Source organism: Paenibacillus sp. JJ-100, assembly GCF_948329825.1.
Lineage (GTDB): Bacteria > Bacillota > Bacilli > Paenibacillales > Paenibacillaceae > Paenibacillus.
The window spans coordinates 114,987-130,966 of sequence record NZ_CAOJCM010000005.1; the positions used below are offsets into that span (position 1 = coordinate 114,987).

Consider the following 15,980-nt stretch of genomic DNA (forward strand, 5'->3'; position numbering starts at 1 on the left):
CTGAACTGCCTTGGATCGAATTTCTTTTAATGCCCCATCATCATCGCTGGGTCTGGCTGCTCCCCAGTCTGCAATTCCGGTTCAGCCATGCGCTTTGGTTTACGCAAAATCAGACTTAACAGGCAGCCAAGCAGGGCAATACAGGCAGCAAGGAAAAACGTATCATTGAACCCACTAACCATCCCATGCACGATATCCATCTTTCCGGTGCCCGTGGTGTTACTAGTCACACGAGAGGTTAGGAACCCGGTAAGACCCGCAACGGCAAAGGAAACAACCACCTGCTGCGCAGCAGCTGTCAGTGGGGTCACACGCGCAACCAGTTTACGCGGTGCTGCGTTCAGTACATGTGTATTTAGCGGCATCATGGACAACCCCATACCAAAACCCATCATAATCAAGGCTGTAATAATAAGGCCAAGCCCTGTCGTTGCCGTAATAGAAGACAAAATAAACAAGGCTCCTGATATGATACCCAGTCCCACAAACGCCAGTGGTCTTGCTCCAATCTTGTCAAACAGTCGACCACCCAGCGGCATGGAAACCCCCGAAGCCAGCGCTTGAGGAAGAAGGATCAGTCCTGTCTCCAATGCCGTATACCCTTTGATCTGCTGCAAATAGAGCGGGATCAGAATCATGGCACCGAACAAAGCTACCTGGGATACCCAGGCAAGAACAATCCCTCTGGAAAAATCGGAAGAGGTAAATACCCGAAGCTCAAGCAACGGATTTTGGTGACGAAGCTCTACGATAATGAACAGGATGAGCGCTACTCCGCCGACAATAACACCTGTAAGTGTCGTCGATGATGTCCAACTTGTGCCTCCTTCACTTACACCGAAAGCTAACATGGAGAAAGCGATGGGAGCAAGAATCATGCCCAGCAGATCCAATGCAGGGCGCTACGTTGGCTTCGGATGAACCGGCCTGTAGACGACCGCCTATAATGTTTTTTTCTTCAAACCACCGTTTTAAACAATTGTTTCAAACATACGTTTTATACTGGTTTAATTTTAATGAAAATACCTTTGCTGTCAAGCTATTTTTAAAGGGATTATTTTAGATATACAATGACAAAAAAAGACCAAGCTTATCGCTTGATCTTTATCGTTGCTCCCATTTTAATTCGCAAGTTTTATCATTTGATGCTCTGACAACACGCCTATGAGCTGTCCTTCCCCGCTGCGGCAATAGATTCGAATCACCAGATGATATGGCTCCGAGCTGTTGCTGATGATTTTCAATTCATTAATTTCACTCGATACAGCCATATTCGGAATCATATGAGGATTGTCTGCTGACTCTACGCCTAATCCTACATGAAACAAGTAGCGGTACAGTTCTCCATGAGTGCCCACTAAACCAACATACACATCTGTTCCTGCTCCGTCCCCTACATAAGCAATCTCCACATCCATATATTTCACAGGAATACACGTCTGAAGCACATTTTCATGCATCTGGATGATATATGCCGCCATCTCGCACCCCTTCTACGGAGTCTGAATTATTTGCAACTCTCCTTGTAGACAGGATATGTTTCTTCTTATGCAATGGCATGGTTAGTCACCCAACTTAAAATTTTGCAACCAATGCCCGGCCCCACTACCTGCTTCATTCATAAAATAACAGGATAGAGTTCGGCCTGTGCAGGCCGTAACAAGGAGGTCGTTATGAGAGTTCTACTCGTTACGTATTGGGAACTTACGCATATGGGCGGTATCTGGACATATATCAGACAGCTCGCTGACCGACTCGCTGTCCTTGGGGTAGAAGTGGACATCATGGGCACCAATGGCGCAAGAAATGAAGTATATGTCCGTAATCTTAACCGTTCCTTCTCGAAAAACCTGGTGTGGCCTATGCTGCAAGCCAAGCTCAATCCAACCGATCTTCCGCAATTTACAGCTGATCCTCTGCTGGCCTATTACGAGTTAAACCGATACGCTTTTGAGATGGCTGCAGCCTATCTAGGTGTGGAACACTATGATGTTATCCATGCACAAGACCCTGTTGCAGCGGTAGCCATGAAGCGGATTTTGAAGCGAAACATACCGCTTGTTACGAGTTACCATGGAGCCCTAGCCCGCGAAGCGTTCTATGATGCGCAAAATTCTAACCCCCAGATGACCCTGGCGAGCTATCTGCAATCTAAACGCGGACGTTATTTCCTCTCGCTCGAACAGCGAAGTGCAGCGCAGTCTGAACTGATTCTGGTCTCCAGTCATTGGATTAAAAGCACACTGACCGAACTCTCGGTGCCTGAGTCGAAATTCAGGCAAATTCCTTATGCTGTGGATTTGCCAAATTATCGCAAAGCTGCAACAGCCAAGTTTCCCCATCGTGCACCTAGAGGTAAGAAAGTCATTGCTTTTACCGGTAGACTGGAATATATCAAAGGCGTGCATGTGCTGATTCAAGCTCTTGCTATTCTGAAGAGAAGACGTTCAGACTGGATCTGCTGGATTGCCGGAGAAGGTAATCTTCTGGATGAGTTACGTGGTCAGGCTACTGAAGCTGGCATATCATCCGATATTGTTTTTTGGGGCAAGCTGGACAACATCCCTTCCTTCCTCACACATGCGGATATTTATGTGCAGCCCAGCCTTCAAGACACACAACCTTTTTCAGTTACCGAAGCACAGCTTGCAGGTGTACCCGTTATCGTAAGTGGTACAGCAGGCATGCCAGAAATGGTTGAACCCGGGCGTACTGGTTGGGTCGTACCTCCTCAGGATGTCGATTCGCTCAGTGAGCTATTGTACGCCTTGCTCGAAGATGATGTAACTCGCAAAAAGGTGGGAGCCGCAGCCAAATCCTGGGCTGAACAACATCGTTCCCTGGAAGAAATGGGACTGCGTACGTTTCATGTATATCAAGAAGCCATCTATAGAGGAGGTCGATCCACATGACACTGCTTGTTCCAAGCGACCTGTATAACTGTTGGTTTTCCGTTCCTGTCTCCACACCTCATATTGAGGTGGATTATGAGACGATGAATGCACTCATGCAAAAGCTTCCGCAAGGATATGCAATTCCCGATCCGGTGTCGATGGTTATTATGAATGAAAAAGACTAAACGTTCACGGTGCAAACGTTAGCCATCCTCGGATATTGTACCGACATTATAAAAAGAAGCCACAGATGTAATCTGCAGCTTCTTTTTCATATTCATTTCATAACTTGAGCTCTATCCTGCTCTCCTAATCGGTAGACAGCTTCGAATACATATACAGATCATTGAATATGTTTTCTACTCCTGCCCCTTCCCCAGTTCCTGATCTTTCATAACCTCTCAGCATACCTTCTCGCGTAAATTCAAGTTTTTCCAGCAATTTGATAGAATTCACGTTGCGAGGGTCAACCTTTGCTTCAATCCGGTTCAATTTCAATGAAGTGAAGCCGTGATCTAAAAGAGCAGATACCGCTTCCGCTGCATATCCTTTGCCCCAATAAGCTTTGGCTAAATCATAGCCAATCTCCGCTCTTGCGTGTTCATAATCAAGGTAGTTATAACCACAAGAGCCCATGATTGTCCCTGACTCTTTTTCAATGATCGAAAATCGAATAGCCTGGTTATCCTCAGCGAGATTAGCGAGCACCTGAATCATCTCTATCGCTTGCTTCTCATCCGAGAAAGGAGAAATATTCATATATGTGGCCACCTCTGGGTCAGACCATACTTGAAATAATTCAGCCGAGTCGGATTCCTTCATTTGTCGTAGATGCAATCTGTTCGTGTGTAATTCGGTAATCAATACGTTAACCTCCATTAATATGATTTATAATAGTCTGGTTATCCAATATTGATATCTGCGCATAGTTCAGTCCCTTCTATGTACAAGTCGTCACCCATTATACAGGAAATTCCTTCCTCCTGCATACTCAATGCTTTTTTCCCCTACTAATCTCATCACGTTCTATCTTGCTTATCTCTGAAAAAAGAAAGAGCGTGCACCCTACAGCATGTAAATCTGCTCCTTAGGTATCCGCTCCTGCTGTTCACCACCTATTATTTCCAATACCCGCCAACGTGCAGCAAGTTGAGCAGGATCGGCCGATGTTTTTCCTGGACACGTTCCATCTCCGCGACCAGTTCTTTGAAATGGCGCTTCGTTCCCATCGACTCGTGCAGCCGGTAACACATTAGCGGTTCATTGAAGTAAAATAGCTCATATAGCGGGAACAGTCTTAGCCACATCTCATAATCATGCGTATACCGAAATTCCGTGTCGAACACCCCGAAGCGCTCGAATGCCTCCATCTCTACCATCACGGTACAACCATTAATCGGACAGCCTTCCATCAATACCTGTAGCATCTCCAGACGACTCCCTACCTCTGGCTGCACCGTATCCAGCCATTCGCCATGTTCATTGATATAATGATATGCACCATGACAGAACGAAGCCTTGACATCAAGCATGAACTTCAACTGTTTTTCTACCCGGTTCAGCAGCATTACATCATCCGAGCTGAGCCAGACAAAATAGTCCCCTGTCGCATGTTTGATGCCTTCGTTAAGCGCAGTTGCTGTACCGCCGTTCTCTTTGCGAATGTAATGGATCTGATCCATAAAGGGCTGCAGCCGCTCCACATGCCGGGTTGAACCATCATCTACCACGATCACCTCAATATGAGGATACGTCTGGTGAAGGGCACTGTGAACGGCCTGCTCAATGTATGGACAATTATAAAAAGGAATCACGATTGATACCTTCGGCTCCATCCGGGCATCCCCTTCCTCCTCAAATCTCTGCAAACTATGCGTCTCCTCCAGTATATGAAGGTGAGCAACATCGGTATCGGGCTTTCGCATCAGGATGAACGTACATTTTCCACTTCCTCGCAAAAAGGCTGCGCCAAAGAGGCCGTTAATCCGCCCGCAGACGCGGCTTCATAACGGCCTCTTCGCTACCCGCCAAGTGCAGCAATACGCTGCAACAACGGTTCGCGATACCTGGCCCAGACCATAGCCGCTTCTCTTCCGATTACGTCAGCATGACGTACCGAGCCCATCCCTCCGTGCCAGCGATACGCTGTCAGCGGCTCATTAAGATATGGGAAGCGGTAGCCATTGAGCAGGATTCGCAGCCAAAGATCGAGATCGTGCGTATAAGGCAGCAGTTCGTCAAAAAGCCCCACACCGCTAAACAGCTCTTTGCGAACCATCACTGTACATCCGTTGACGGGATTACCACCATTAAAACGACGCAGACAATCCAGTTCAGACATCGGCTCAGGACCGCCATGCAGTCTCGTCACCGCCGAATGTTCATTGATATAATGAAAATTCGTATGGGATATGAGCACATTTTCCCGTTGCATGAACTCAAGCTGGTAACGAATTTTATCAGGATAAAAAAAATCATCCGAGCTTAGCCAGACCACATACTCACCCGAAGCATGACGAATGCCATGGTTCAATGCAGAGGCTGTGCCTCCATTACTTTTGCCAAGGACATGGATATGTGGCAGATATGGCTGAAGCAATTCCGCATGTCTTGAGGAGCCATCGTTAACCACAATAATCTCTACTTCAGGATATGTCTGATTCAACGCACTCTGAATCGCCATCGGTACGTAAGGGCAATTGTAGAACGGAATTACAACGGATACGCGGGGATTCATCCTCTCGTCCTCCCTTGCTGAGCACGAACATCACTCAAAATATCTCGAAGCGACGTCTCAAATGGTATTTGCGGTTGCCAGCCCAGTCTGCGCAGCTCCGATAATTCCTCTTGCTTGCCTGCTCCGTCCGGGCCGGATGAAGCACCATCCCAGCGGATCGGCACCTCTGCCTGGGTCATGGATAGCAACAGATCGGCGATCTCGCCAAGACTCCGCTCCACCCCGGATACCACTGGATACACTGTACCACGAGTACCATGCAGCAACAGTACTGCGTACGCTCGAACGGCATCGCGGACATCCAGAAAATCCCGGGTGTTATCCCGCCCAGACAGGCGGAACGCTTCGGTTGTGGTCGCCTGCTCACAGGCAGCTACATGGCGAGCGAGCAGAGAGCAGATACCTGTAGACGGACCGGCTCCGATCAGATTCCCCGGTTCGGCCAACATGATCTGTTGACCGAACAAGGACATCCAAGACAGGGATACCATCTCTTCCAGCGCTTTGCTTAAGCTGTACGGATGCGGCGGCTGAGGAATACGTCCAGGCTCCGGCGTATACTTGAGCCTAGACCCTACGATCAACGTCCTTGCCTCCGGACAACTGCGGAGTGCATCGAGCAGGTACAGCACTGCCATGACGTTAGTTTCGAGTACAAGCAGTGGATCGGCCCAGGAATCCGGCACCGAATTTTTGCCAGCAAGATGCAATACGTAGTCAGGCTCAATCCCTATAATCAGTTCACGCACTTGATCTTTATTATTGAGATCACAGGTATATACGCCCACGTTTTCACCAAAAGAATATACATCCGGTCGCCGGACAACGGCTGCAACGTCCGCCCCGGCGCCTTGAAAATAAGTGACAGCATGCCGTCCGGTAAAACCGGAAGCACCTGTAATCAGTACTTTTTTGCCTGTCAGTTCTGCTCCATCCATAATGCCAGCTCCTTCAGCATAGTTGAATAGTCCGGCAGGTCTGTCTTCACATCCACACGAGTCGATACCAGCGTACGATCCTGGACCATGCGACCATCCGGTACAATCTTCACATCCTGCTTGTTCCAGACCTGTTGAAAAAGCACAAGCAGATCATGTTTGCTAACTGGCTCAGGATGGGCGAGATGGATCAGTCCGCTGACTGGCGAATCCAGATAATGATCGACCCATTTTGCAAGCTCCAGTGTCGTCACGCCATTCCAGAAAACCCGGGTGTACCCGCCAACCTCGCCTGTGCTGGACATGAACCACTGCATCAGCCCGATGCCGCCCTGCCTTATTTCAGGTCCAATAATGGATGTCCGTATCGTCAGATGTCCCTCATCTTTCACTTCACCAAGTGCTTTTGTGATCGCATACGAGGATGTACCATCCGTCACATCATCTTCCCGATATGCCCCACGATCCCCGCTGAATACGCAGTCTGTACTGATGTGAATCAGACGAGCACCGATAGAATCGGCTACCCGCCGCAAACGATGCGGCAGAAAACCGTTGATATGATAGGCAGCAATTTTATCTTCATCAGCGAAACTGTTCAGCACACCAACCCCATTAATGATGACGTCGGGGTGCACGGCTTCTACAAGTCTGTCTACCATGAAGCTATCATTCACATCCAGGATCAACCCATTCGGATCTGTCACGTCCCGGGTGGTGTAGAAGACGCTGTGCACACCTTGACGGCGGAAATAGTCGACCATCATATGGCCGGCCATTCCGTTCCCCCCAAGAATTAGCAGCTTCATGACAGAAACCCTCCGCGTCTGAGAATTGCCCGAATCTCGTCTTTCGTCATAAGTTGATGTTCGGAACTAAAACTGCTGTACGGAACGGGTGGGCAGTTGGTGTAATGTTCACGCAACCCCGGGATGCCGAGTGTAGGCAAGATGACGAGATATTGTTCGTCGTAGACAACGGTAGTCATACTTTCGAATTCACTCATTAAAATTTCATGAATTTTCTCGCCTGGACGGATGCCACGCTCGACAATCGCTACGTTTTCTACACCGGAATCCTCAATCAATACCTCAGCAAGATCCACAATTTTGCACGTGGGCATCGTCATAACAAAGATCTCGCCGCCCACACTTTCTACTGACGCTTTGAACAACAGTGTAATGGCATCTTTGAGTGTGAGGAAGAACCGAGTCATACCCATATCTGTAATGGACACTTGGCCTTTTTGGCGAATCTGATTCTTGAACAGATGCACAACACTGCCATTGGTACCGAGTACATTACCGCCCCGTACTGTGACAAACTTGGTATCACTGTGCAGCAGATTGGCATAAACAATCAACTTCTCGCCAATGGCCTTGGTCATTCCATAGAAGTTCGAGGGATTGGCCGCTTTGTCGGTCGAAATATAAATTACTTTTTTAACTTTATTTTCAATCGCCGCTTCAATGACATTCTGTGTTCCGATCACATTTGTTTTGAGTGCTTCATACGGCTGATCTTCACATACCGGAACATGCTTGAGTGCAGCCAGATGAAAAATATAATCCACATGCTGGCAAGCTGCTGTCAGAGCATCCTTATCACGAATATCTCCAATACGGAAATGAAGGCGCGGATCTTCAAAATCACGGCTCATCGCTACCTGGCTGGACTCGTTGCGAGAGTACACAATAATTTCTTTTGGCTGCTGGGGAAGCAGTTGAGCGACAAGCTCATACCCCCATGATCCCGTACCACCAGTCACGAGTATACGCTTATTTTCAAACATGCATTTTCCCTCCAAGCAGAAATTTAACCACTTTACTGGACACATCTGTTGCCTTGTAACCTTGTGGACAGTCCCAATCATTCGGCAGTTTTGTCATCACATTCACACAGTCTGCAATCCGTGCTGCATCCAGGCCAGAGACCACATTACTGCCGCAGTCCACCGTCTCCGGTCGTTCTGTTGTACGGCGCATCGTCACAGTGGGCACCCCCATAATGCAGCACTCTTCCTGGACCGTTCCACTATCTGTCAGCGCACACCGTGCATGCCGTTCCAACATGACAAAGTCGAAAAATCCAAACGGCTCGTGAAATTCCACGAGTGGATGCATCTCGAGCTGCAGATGCTCTGCAATCCGGATCGCTGTGCGAGGATGAATGCTGCATATGACACGAAGTCCATGCTCTTCCGCGACTTGATTCAACCCCTTCATGATCTCCAGTAAATGAGGTGGGTGATCCACATTTTCAGCCCGATGAGCAGTAACCAGAAAGTATTGTCCTGGCTTTAACTTAAGCTTTTTTAAAATTTTGCTGGCATTCACCTGACCACTGTAGTGCTGCATCACCTCGTAAATCGGATTGCCTGTAAGCACAATTCGGCGGCTAGGCACTCCTTCAGAGACCAGATGTTTCTTGCTCTGTTCGGTGTATGGCATATTGATCGTCGAGATGGCGTCAATCACGCGGCGGTTCTTCTCTTCCGGTACATCCAGATCGAAGCAGCGATTGCCAGCCTCCATATGGATTACTGGAATCCCCATGCGTTCAGCAAGTACCGCACATAAGGCGCTATTGGTGTCTCCCAACAGAAGCAGTTTGTCTGGCTTCTCCTGCTGGATCAAATCTTCCATCTGCGTAAACATGGAGGACAGCTGCCGCCCCAGAGAGGCGGCTTCATCCTGGAGAACGTAATCGGGAGCACGCAGACCCATTTCCTTGAAAAAAAGACCGCTGAGACTTTCTGTGAAGTTCTGTCCCGTGTGTACCAGAATATGTTTGGACGCGTACTGGTCCAGCTTGGAAATGATCAGGCTGAGCCGAATAATCTCAGGTCTCGTGCCCAGCACCGTCATGATCTTCATCCTCATCCCTGCTTTCTATTTGATTGGAAACCTGTCTTTTATCGTGTAATGGAGGTCTTCTCTTTTATCGTGTACGGGTACCTTTGCGTACTGCCCGGATACGTCTCTTGCTTCCTGAAGAACGTGTGCGAGTAGACCTTCTTGTAAGAGTGGTGTGTCGACTTTTCATTTTACGTGTCTTGCGGGTCTTGCGAATCTTGTGTGTCTTATCCCTCTTCTTGCCGGTTCGTACAACCCGTTTCAGTTCTCTGAGCTTGCGTGGAGAAGTTAGAACACCTCTTTTGCGGCGCCGTTTACTCAACCCGGTTGCCGGTTGAATCGGTTTAGCTGCTTCTGCTTCTCTGGGTTCTCCGCCCCCTTCACCATGCTGCGATACGGATAATGGAGGCAGCGGGGAGCGTGGAAGAAGCTGCACAATGCTCTCTGGAAACAGCAGAGTCCGTATAAGAGCAGGCTCGGAAACCAGCACCGTACGCAGTCCACCTTCTCCCCATGTCAATACAGGACCATTGGGTGGCTGGATATACGTAAACCATCCGGGATAGCGGAGCAACCACTGTGTGACCATCGTATGCAATTTCACCCGGTAGGTTTCGATTCCATACAGCTTTTCCGCTTCTGTCCGGTTGCGCCATCCCGTATCGGAAGCCATCTCGGGATCATTCAGGAGTGTCACCGCTAGGGCAACGAGGGCATCACTATCTCCTGGCGGGGCCAAGAATGCACCGCTCCCTACAGATTCCATTAGTTCACTAAGGCCACCTTGGTCGAAAGCAATGACTGGCTTGGCAAAATACAGTCCCTCCAGCGCAGTCATACCAAATCCTTCCTTGACCATACTTGGGATGACCACGATATCCATCGCACTGTAGGCCAATGATACGTTTTCCTCAAACGTGGTAAAGACGAATCGCCTTGCATACCCGGATCGTTTCACGCGGGATACACATTCGTCGTAATACTTTTTATCCGACGGCGCACCAATGATCCAGAATCGGCAGCGTGAATGGGTCTCGCATAGTTTCAGTGCCATATCTACAAAGGGTCTTAAACCTTTAGCGTCATATATAAAGGAAGAAATATAACCGATACAGGTATGCGATGACTTGAAATGTAGCTCTTTGCGTTTTCGTTCACGCAGATGAGTCCACCGATCCGGAGCAGGTAGTGCCGGCTCCCACGTTGGGGGAATGATCGTCACCCTGTCACCCATCCCTGCTTGCTTGAACGGTGCTGCTGCCGTCTCGGAGATTCCAATAATCCAGTCTGCATAACGACCAATCATCTGGATCGCTTCGGCAGTGTGTTCATTCGTCTGAATAATCTCGGTAATTTTCCAGATGACGGGAATCCCCAGAGATTTGGCTGCTACTGCAGGCATCACGTTTACACAGGTATTGGTTAAAATCATGTCTGGCTCATGACTTCGAATCAGCCAGAGCGCATCCTGAAAGGCCGGTGTTTGTCGCAGATGTTCCGCATCTTGTGCTATCCCCGCATACGGTGCGTAGACACCGTGAAGCATCGGCAGATGACATACGTGAACCTGAATGCCGAACCTTCGTGCGAGTCCGGTAAGTTTGCCTTCTTGCGGCGCAACGAGCACACATTCATAGATCGTACCTATCTCTCTCATAAAATGAAGTAGCAGCTTCTCCGCTCCCGTGATACTACGGGTATTGCACACATGGGAAAATAACATTAACTTTGGTTTCATTGCCATGGTCGCACACGGACCCTGTAAGCTGCAGAGAAGCCAATACAGGGTACTGTGCACACCTCCTCCTGGCCGAGATTAAGGGAATATAATACTTAACAGTTCATTGATTCTTCTGCCATACGTATGATCTTTGAGTGTCCGTTCTAGTCCCCGTAATGCGATCTCACGCCGCTCCTTCTCATGGATAAGGTAATATTCCACCTTATCCAGCATCTCCTGCGGAGAAGAATACGTCTCAATTTCTACACCTGGTTTGTAAAAGCGTGCCAGATCATCACGTGCATCGGTTAATTGCAGTGTGGTACTGGCGGCAATTTCAAACGTTCTCGGGTTGGGTGAGGCAGGTGGAATTTTGATCTGATTATTGTTCACTGAATCATCCTCATGGGAGCGATGCAGATTGATCACGATTTTGGTGCCGTTGTATACCTCATTGGTCTCTTGTGGATCCATCCATCGGCCCAGTTCAATCTTCTCCCCATAGGCTGTATAATCAGGCAGGCGATCCCACCAGATCCCGTTAAAGACGGTATTATGTGACATCAGTTGCGGCATGATCGGGTTGAAGAAATATACACGATTCCAGTATGCGGAGCCGATAAAGCTGACATCCCGTTTGAGCGGGGAAGGGGTTGTGATCGGGAAGTAGTGATTGGTAAAGGCGGCAAAAGGCATATAATGCACGGACGAACATCCATGCTGGCGATACAGTTCTACACAGTTTATTTCTAACGTGAATACATGATCATAGTGCTTCACGATCTCCAGCGTCATGTCGGTATAGTACGGATCGTCCGTAAGCCAGATCGCCGTCTGAATTCCGGCTTGACGGATGGCTTCAATATGCTCGAGAGGGATATCCATGCCGTCCAGTACCAACACCAAATCAGGACGTGTGTCCAGTGCAATCTGGGACACCGGTTGACGCGGGTCAGATAATGTCACCTGAGCAACCATTCCCTGTAATGTAGCCATGATCGCTTCGTCCAGCGGAGAGTATGGGAAGCCTTTCCCCGAAGATACATAGAGTACGTGAAGCTGCCGGAACGGCAGCGGTTCCTGTGCACAATTCACAATATAGTTGGCACGGCCGCGCAGATACCCTTCTTCTTTGCCTGCATCAAATCCAGCCTGCTGTCCGTTTCTGCGAGCCTGATCTGCTAGGCTGAGTACAGGTTCCTGATGAACCTTTCTCGTTTTACGGTGTTTGAGAGACATACCGCCACTCCTTTTTATTTGGGATAACATGCTTCCTGATGCTGCCCTTCCGCAGAAGGGTAACTACAGATGTCCTAACAACTCGGTCATGCGGCGGTTAAACGTGTGACGATTCATCGTAGTAAGCAGGCCTCGCCAAGCCATGACCTGGCGCTCCTCTTCATGATGCAAATAATAGTGAATTTTGTGTTGCAGTTCTGCAGCTGTAGTGAAGGTCTCGATGTCATATCCAGGCTGATAATAGCGAGGCAGATCTCCACGAGTATCTGTAATCTGCATCGTGCCGCAAGCGCCGATCTCATAGGTACGCGGATTGATTGAACGCCCTTGCAGCTGATGGGTGTTACGATTATCCTCACCGTTCTCGCAAGTCCGGTGAATGTTAATGACGATTTTGGCACCGTTGTAATAATTGACTGTTGCACCCGGATCAATCCAGCCTTCGTGGATGAACCTCCCCAGAACATCCAGCCGTGCCAGCCTGTTCCACTGACTTCCGGCAATGAAGACCTTTTTGTCAGCGAGGTACGGAGCTAGCTGATTAAACAAGTCGATCCGGTTCCAGAATCCTGTGCCGATAAAACAAATATCGTACTGATACGCTGGCTCTGTAGGGCGTGGCTGGAACATGCCCGGATTGACCGCGAGTGGCATGTAGATGACATGCTGTGCGCCTTGGTTTTTGTAAAAAGGTACGGCTGCTTCTTCATGGGTAAACACGATGTCGTAATGCTGGCAGATGATTGCCGTATCCTCGGTGAAATAGGGGTCATCGACAAACCATATTGCTGTCCGAATTCCCAGTTCACGTATCCCCCTCACCTGCTCCAGATGATTCTCAGGGAACACATGCAGACCGTTCATAACGAGCACGACATCAGGCCGATGCTGATCGGCTTCCTGCAGCATTGCGACTGGCGATCCAACAACGCATTCCCGAACAGTCTGCTGCAGAGCTAAAATGACACCTTCATCGATGGCATCGAATCCCTGCGGAATATACAGCACCTTCATATCCCGCCGGGTTGGTTCAAACGTCTGCACCCGCTCCATGATGGCTTGACAGCCGCCAAACCTGCGGCCTTCTGCGTATCCGCTGCGGTAGGCCGCCTCCGCTTCCGTCAGCGGGCGGTGTCTTCGTTTTGCCACATTCTTCACCCTGTCTTCCTTCAAGGAGATCCATTCCAGACTCTCCACGAGATTGGTCTTCCCTCTAAAGGATATGCCCCGGGGTCAGATGCATCATGGACGGGTGTCCTGCCAGGCTCAAAATTGGCGTCTGCCCTTCATATCCGCCTGCACGGGCATGTCCGCTGCTGCGGTTATGCAAATAACCCGAAGGGATCAGTCCCTCCGGGCGATAAAGCAATAACATGTTTTAGATTTCGTTGTACAGATATCATAACGCGCCTGTTTCATCTGCAATGCATCCGCTGCAATGAAGGATGATATTCCTTTTATCCCTTAATGATCAGTTTCACTGGCATCCTGAAGCTCAGGAGCGGGCACATTCAAATTGTCTTTCATTGGAGCGGCAATGTCTTTTGCGATGTCATCTCCTATTGCGCTTTGTATGCCAATTGGTGTCCGTCCTCGAAACCCTTGGCGAAACCCGCGTTGAACCCTTCGTTGTACGCCTCGTTGTATCCCTGACTGTACGCGCCGTCGGGGTTTGGATCGGTAGGCGTAACCGGGACGACATGTGGAGTCGATTGCACATTCCGATGCTTCCGCACCGTACGTTTCTTTTTTTTCAGCCACGCACTGCGTCCTTTGCTGGTACGTCTGTGAACGATACGCTTCGTTTTCAATGCGCGCAGTTTACGGATTTTGCGCAGGCGGGCACCACGGGCCACTAAAGCCCGCTTTGATTTCAGCCTAGTTTTCTTTTTTAACATATCAGCATTCCTCCTGTAGGTTCCCAGCGGCACGAATAGTACATCCAGGGTCTTTGAGCCATGGCAGACCTGGCTCTCCATGACGGATTCGGGACAGCCTGATCCCCGTGACCATCCGAGTCATCTCTTCCTGATAACGACTAAGCAGGCGGATGTTCTCCGCAAGGTTGCGGGCAGATACTTCTGAATGAGACGATACACTGGCTACACTGTCCAGAATGCGAGCGAGCGCTTGCTGGCTGTGTGCAATAGATTCAATGAGTGCCAGTTTAACCTCCTGCTCACGCTGTAGCAGACTCATTTTCCTAGATCCCCAAGATCCATGCCGCCAAACATGCCTCCGTCCATCCCGCCACCATCTTCGCTGTCACTCTGGACCATCACGGCCTTAAGATTGTTGCATAATCCCGTTTCCATCCGGGTTAATCCTTCCAGCAGTTCCACCAACTGCTCATGCATTTTAAGTGGCTCGCTTACCTGGTCGCCATGGGTCAAAAAGCTATCCCCGTTCAGATGATTCAGCGTCCAGTTTCTTACCTTCTCTGCCTCAATCGCCTTGGCTTCCAAAATCAGCGCAATGTTCCACTGCATCTTGGCTGCCGCATCCAGCATCAGAATGAGACTTTGTTCTCGGCTCATGTTTCATCACCCGCCTTCCGGGCTTATTCTTCATCTTGTACTGCTATCTCTCGCATAACCTGGGTCAGTGTCTCGGCTACAGCTTCTTCCAGGTCAGCAAGCCCTCCCAGGTAGGAGATAATGCTTTTGTTAATCTGTCCTGAGCTATCCAGCAGACCTTCAATCCCATCTAGCTCCGGCTCCATATCGGGCAAGTGTTGGATGATCTCCGACATACGTACAGCGACCTGACGTTTGGCATCCAACACCCGTGCAATCTGCTGGTGAGAATGCGCAATATGCGTAATAATTTCATCGATTTTGCTCTGCATGTTGCTCCTCCTTTCGGTCAAGGCCTGCTTCACCTATAGAAAAACCCGGCCTATCAGCATTTGCCTGCTACAGCATATGCCGGGCCGGGAGTGTCAGTTACTCCAGCTTGCGCCTATATCGTGAAATTAGTTCACTCCTGTATATCATTAATTATGTAGCACCTTAATTACAAGTAAAAAAGCCACCTCCCTATTATACGGAGAGTGGCTTTGTACGTTCATCGATGCACATTGTTAACCTATTCTTTTATCGGCGGCTGGCCCATTTAATTTTACGTGCCACTTCCACTCGCTGTAATTGCAAAATGCCAACACGTTCTTCAAACTTTTTTCGTTCATCCACAGAATGAGCGGCGTGAATCTGATGACATAGACCTGTCAATTTACTGTTGATGTAATCGAATCTCATCCATAATTCTTCTTCAGGAGTATGTTGCTGCTCCGTTGCCGCTTGAAATATTTTGAGTTGCTGGATAAGGGACTGGCGCCATTCGTGATCTTGAATTTGGATGGCAAAATGCAAAAGATCCAGATAATCATCGATTTGCAACGATACGTCGCAATCAGGTTTAGTCTTCATCGTCGTCTCTCCTTATTTCAATGCTTGGCTGGAATCAGTTACCTCCTATTTTACAGAACAAGCCCCCTGAAAGCGAGTGCCGAATGATAGAAATTTGGAAAAAAATTTGTTTTTTTTCGCCGAAAAGGGCTTTACTTTTCCAGTAAGATCATTTTCATCCCTTTTTAGG

Annotated in this window: 20 protein-coding genes; 2 read left to right on the forward strand and 18 right to left on the reverse strand. The window is 48.9% G+C overall.

Annotated features, from left to right (window positions below; all coding sequences use genetic code 11):
* Window positions 1-26: 26 nt before the first annotated feature.
* Together PQG66_RS18705 and PQG66_RS18710 are read right to left on the reverse strand one after the other, a co-directional pair.
* Window positions 27-878: an MFS transporter gene (locus tag PQG66_RS18705; RefSeq protein ID WP_334220794.1), complete on the reverse strand. Its 852-nt coding sequence runs from the start codon at window positions 876-878 to the stop codon at window positions 27-29.
* 243 nt (window positions 879-1,121) lie between these two features.
* Window positions 1,122-1,481: a hypothetical protein gene (locus tag PQG66_RS18710; protein ID WP_272039313.1), complete on the reverse strand. Its 360-nt coding sequence runs from the start codon at window positions 1,479-1,481 to the stop codon at window positions 1,122-1,124.
* Between the two features lie 192 nt (window positions 1,482-1,673).
* Here PQG66_RS18710 and PQG66_RS18715 point away from each other — a divergent pair, with 192 nt between their 5' ends.
* Window positions 1,674-2,912 carry a glycosyltransferase family 4 protein gene (locus PQG66_RS18715; protein WP_272039315.1) on the forward strand — a complete coding sequence of 413 codons (1,239 nt, stop codon included), beginning with the start codon at window positions 1,674-1,676 and terminating at the stop codon, window positions 2,910-2,912.
* Window positions 2,909-3,079 (forward strand): hypothetical protein, encoded by a 171-nt coding sequence (locus tag PQG66_RS18720; RefSeq protein ID WP_272039316.1) that lies wholly within the window; start codon window positions 2,909-2,911, stop codon window positions 3,077-3,079. The genes PQG66_RS18715 and PQG66_RS18720 overlap by 4 nt, the downstream gene beginning before the upstream one ends.
* A 124-nt stretch (window positions 3,080-3,203) precedes the next feature.
* On the opposite strand, the gene PQG66_RS18725 is transcribed toward PQG66_RS18720, so the two are convergent.
* From PQG66_RS18725 to PQG66_RS18800, 16 genes are all read right to left on the reverse strand, one after another.
* Window positions 3,204-3,758: a GNAT family N-acetyltransferase gene (locus tag PQG66_RS18725; RefSeq protein ID WP_272039317.1), complete on the reverse strand. Its 555-nt coding sequence runs from the start codon at window positions 3,756-3,758 to the stop codon at window positions 3,204-3,206.
* A gap of 254 nt (window positions 3,759-4,012) precedes the next feature.
* Window positions 4,013-4,762, reverse strand: a complete 750-nt coding sequence (locus PQG66_RS18730; RefSeq protein ID WP_272039319.1) for a glycosyltransferase — start codon at window positions 4,760-4,762, stop codon at window positions 4,013-4,015.
* A 152-nt stretch (window positions 4,763-4,914) separates the two neighbouring features.
* Window positions 4,915-5,631 (reverse strand): glycosyltransferase, encoded by a 717-nt coding sequence (locus PQG66_RS18735; RefSeq protein ID WP_272039320.1) that lies wholly within the window; start codon window positions 5,629-5,631, stop codon window positions 4,915-4,917.
* Window positions 5,628-6,569, reverse strand: coding sequence for an NAD-dependent epimerase/dehydratase family protein (locus tag PQG66_RS18740; protein ID WP_272039322.1), 942 nt, complete (start codon window positions 6,567-6,569; stop codon window positions 5,628-5,630). The genes PQG66_RS18735 and PQG66_RS18740 overlap by 4 nt, the downstream gene beginning before the upstream one ends.
* Window positions 6,551-7,378, reverse strand: coding sequence for a dTDP-4-dehydrorhamnose reductase family protein (locus tag PQG66_RS18745; RefSeq protein WP_272039323.1), 828 nt, complete (start codon window positions 7,376-7,378; stop codon window positions 6,551-6,553). Before PQG66_RS18745 ends, PQG66_RS18740 begins: the two co-directional genes overlap by 19 nt.
* Window positions 7,375-8,361: a polysaccharide biosynthesis protein gene (locus PQG66_RS18750; RefSeq protein ID WP_272039324.1), complete on the reverse strand. Its 987-nt coding sequence runs from the start codon at window positions 8,359-8,361 to the stop codon at window positions 7,375-7,377. The genes PQG66_RS18745 and PQG66_RS18750 overlap by 4 nt, the downstream gene beginning before the upstream one ends.
* Window positions 8,354-9,445, reverse strand: coding sequence for a non-hydrolyzing UDP-N-acetylglucosamine 2-epimerase (gene wecB / locus PQG66_RS18755; protein ID WP_272039325.1), 1,092 nt, complete (start codon window positions 9,443-9,445; stop codon window positions 8,354-8,356). The genes PQG66_RS18750 and wecB overlap by 8 nt, the downstream gene beginning before the upstream one ends.
* A 64-nt stretch (window positions 9,446-9,509) precedes the next feature.
* A complete protein-coding gene (locus PQG66_RS18760) occupies window positions 9,510-11,162 on the reverse strand; it encodes a glycosyltransferase family 4 protein (protein ID WP_272039326.1) in 1,653 nt (550 codons plus the stop codon).
* Window positions 11,163-11,240: 78 nt separating this feature from the next.
* Window positions 11,241-12,383, reverse strand: a complete 1,143-nt coding sequence (locus PQG66_RS18765) for a CgeB family protein (RefSeq protein ID WP_272039327.1) — start codon at window positions 12,381-12,383, stop codon at window positions 11,241-11,243.
* A 63-nt stretch (window positions 12,384-12,446) separates the two neighbouring features.
* Window positions 12,447-13,541 carry a CgeB family protein gene (locus PQG66_RS18770; RefSeq protein ID WP_272039508.1) on the reverse strand — a complete coding sequence of 365 codons (1,095 nt, stop codon included), beginning with the start codon at window positions 13,539-13,541 and terminating at the stop codon, window positions 12,447-12,449.
* A gap of 55 nt (window positions 13,542-13,596) precedes the next feature.
* A complete protein-coding gene (locus PQG66_RS18775; protein ID WP_272039328.1) occupies window positions 13,597-13,758 on the reverse strand; it encodes a hypothetical protein in 162 nt (53 codons plus the stop codon).
* A gap of 89 nt (window positions 13,759-13,847) precedes the next feature.
* Window positions 13,848-14,144, reverse strand: a complete 297-nt coding sequence (locus PQG66_RS18780; RefSeq protein WP_272039329.1) for a hypothetical protein — start codon at window positions 14,142-14,144, stop codon at window positions 13,848-13,850.
* Between the two features lie 138 nt (window positions 14,145-14,282).
* Window positions 14,283-14,582: a hypothetical protein gene (locus PQG66_RS18785; protein WP_272039330.1), complete on the reverse strand. Its 300-nt coding sequence runs from the start codon at window positions 14,580-14,582 to the stop codon at window positions 14,283-14,285.
* Window positions 14,579-14,920, reverse strand: coding sequence for a restriction endonuclease subunit S (locus tag PQG66_RS18790; protein ID WP_272039331.1), 342 nt, complete (start codon window positions 14,918-14,920; stop codon window positions 14,579-14,581). Before PQG66_RS18790 ends, PQG66_RS18785 begins: the two co-directional genes overlap by 4 nt.
* A 23-nt stretch (window positions 14,921-14,943) precedes the next feature.
* Window positions 14,944-15,231: a nucleoside-diphosphate sugar epimerase gene (locus PQG66_RS18795; RefSeq protein WP_272039333.1), complete on the reverse strand. Its 288-nt coding sequence runs from the start codon at window positions 15,229-15,231 to the stop codon at window positions 14,944-14,946.
* A gap of 247 nt (window positions 15,232-15,478) precedes the next feature.
* On the reverse strand, window positions 15,479-15,811 hold the full coding sequence (locus PQG66_RS18800) for a hypothetical protein (protein WP_272039334.1): 333 nt from the start codon (window positions 15,809-15,811) through the stop codon (window positions 15,479-15,481).
* Window positions 15,812-15,980 lie beyond the last annotated feature (169 nt).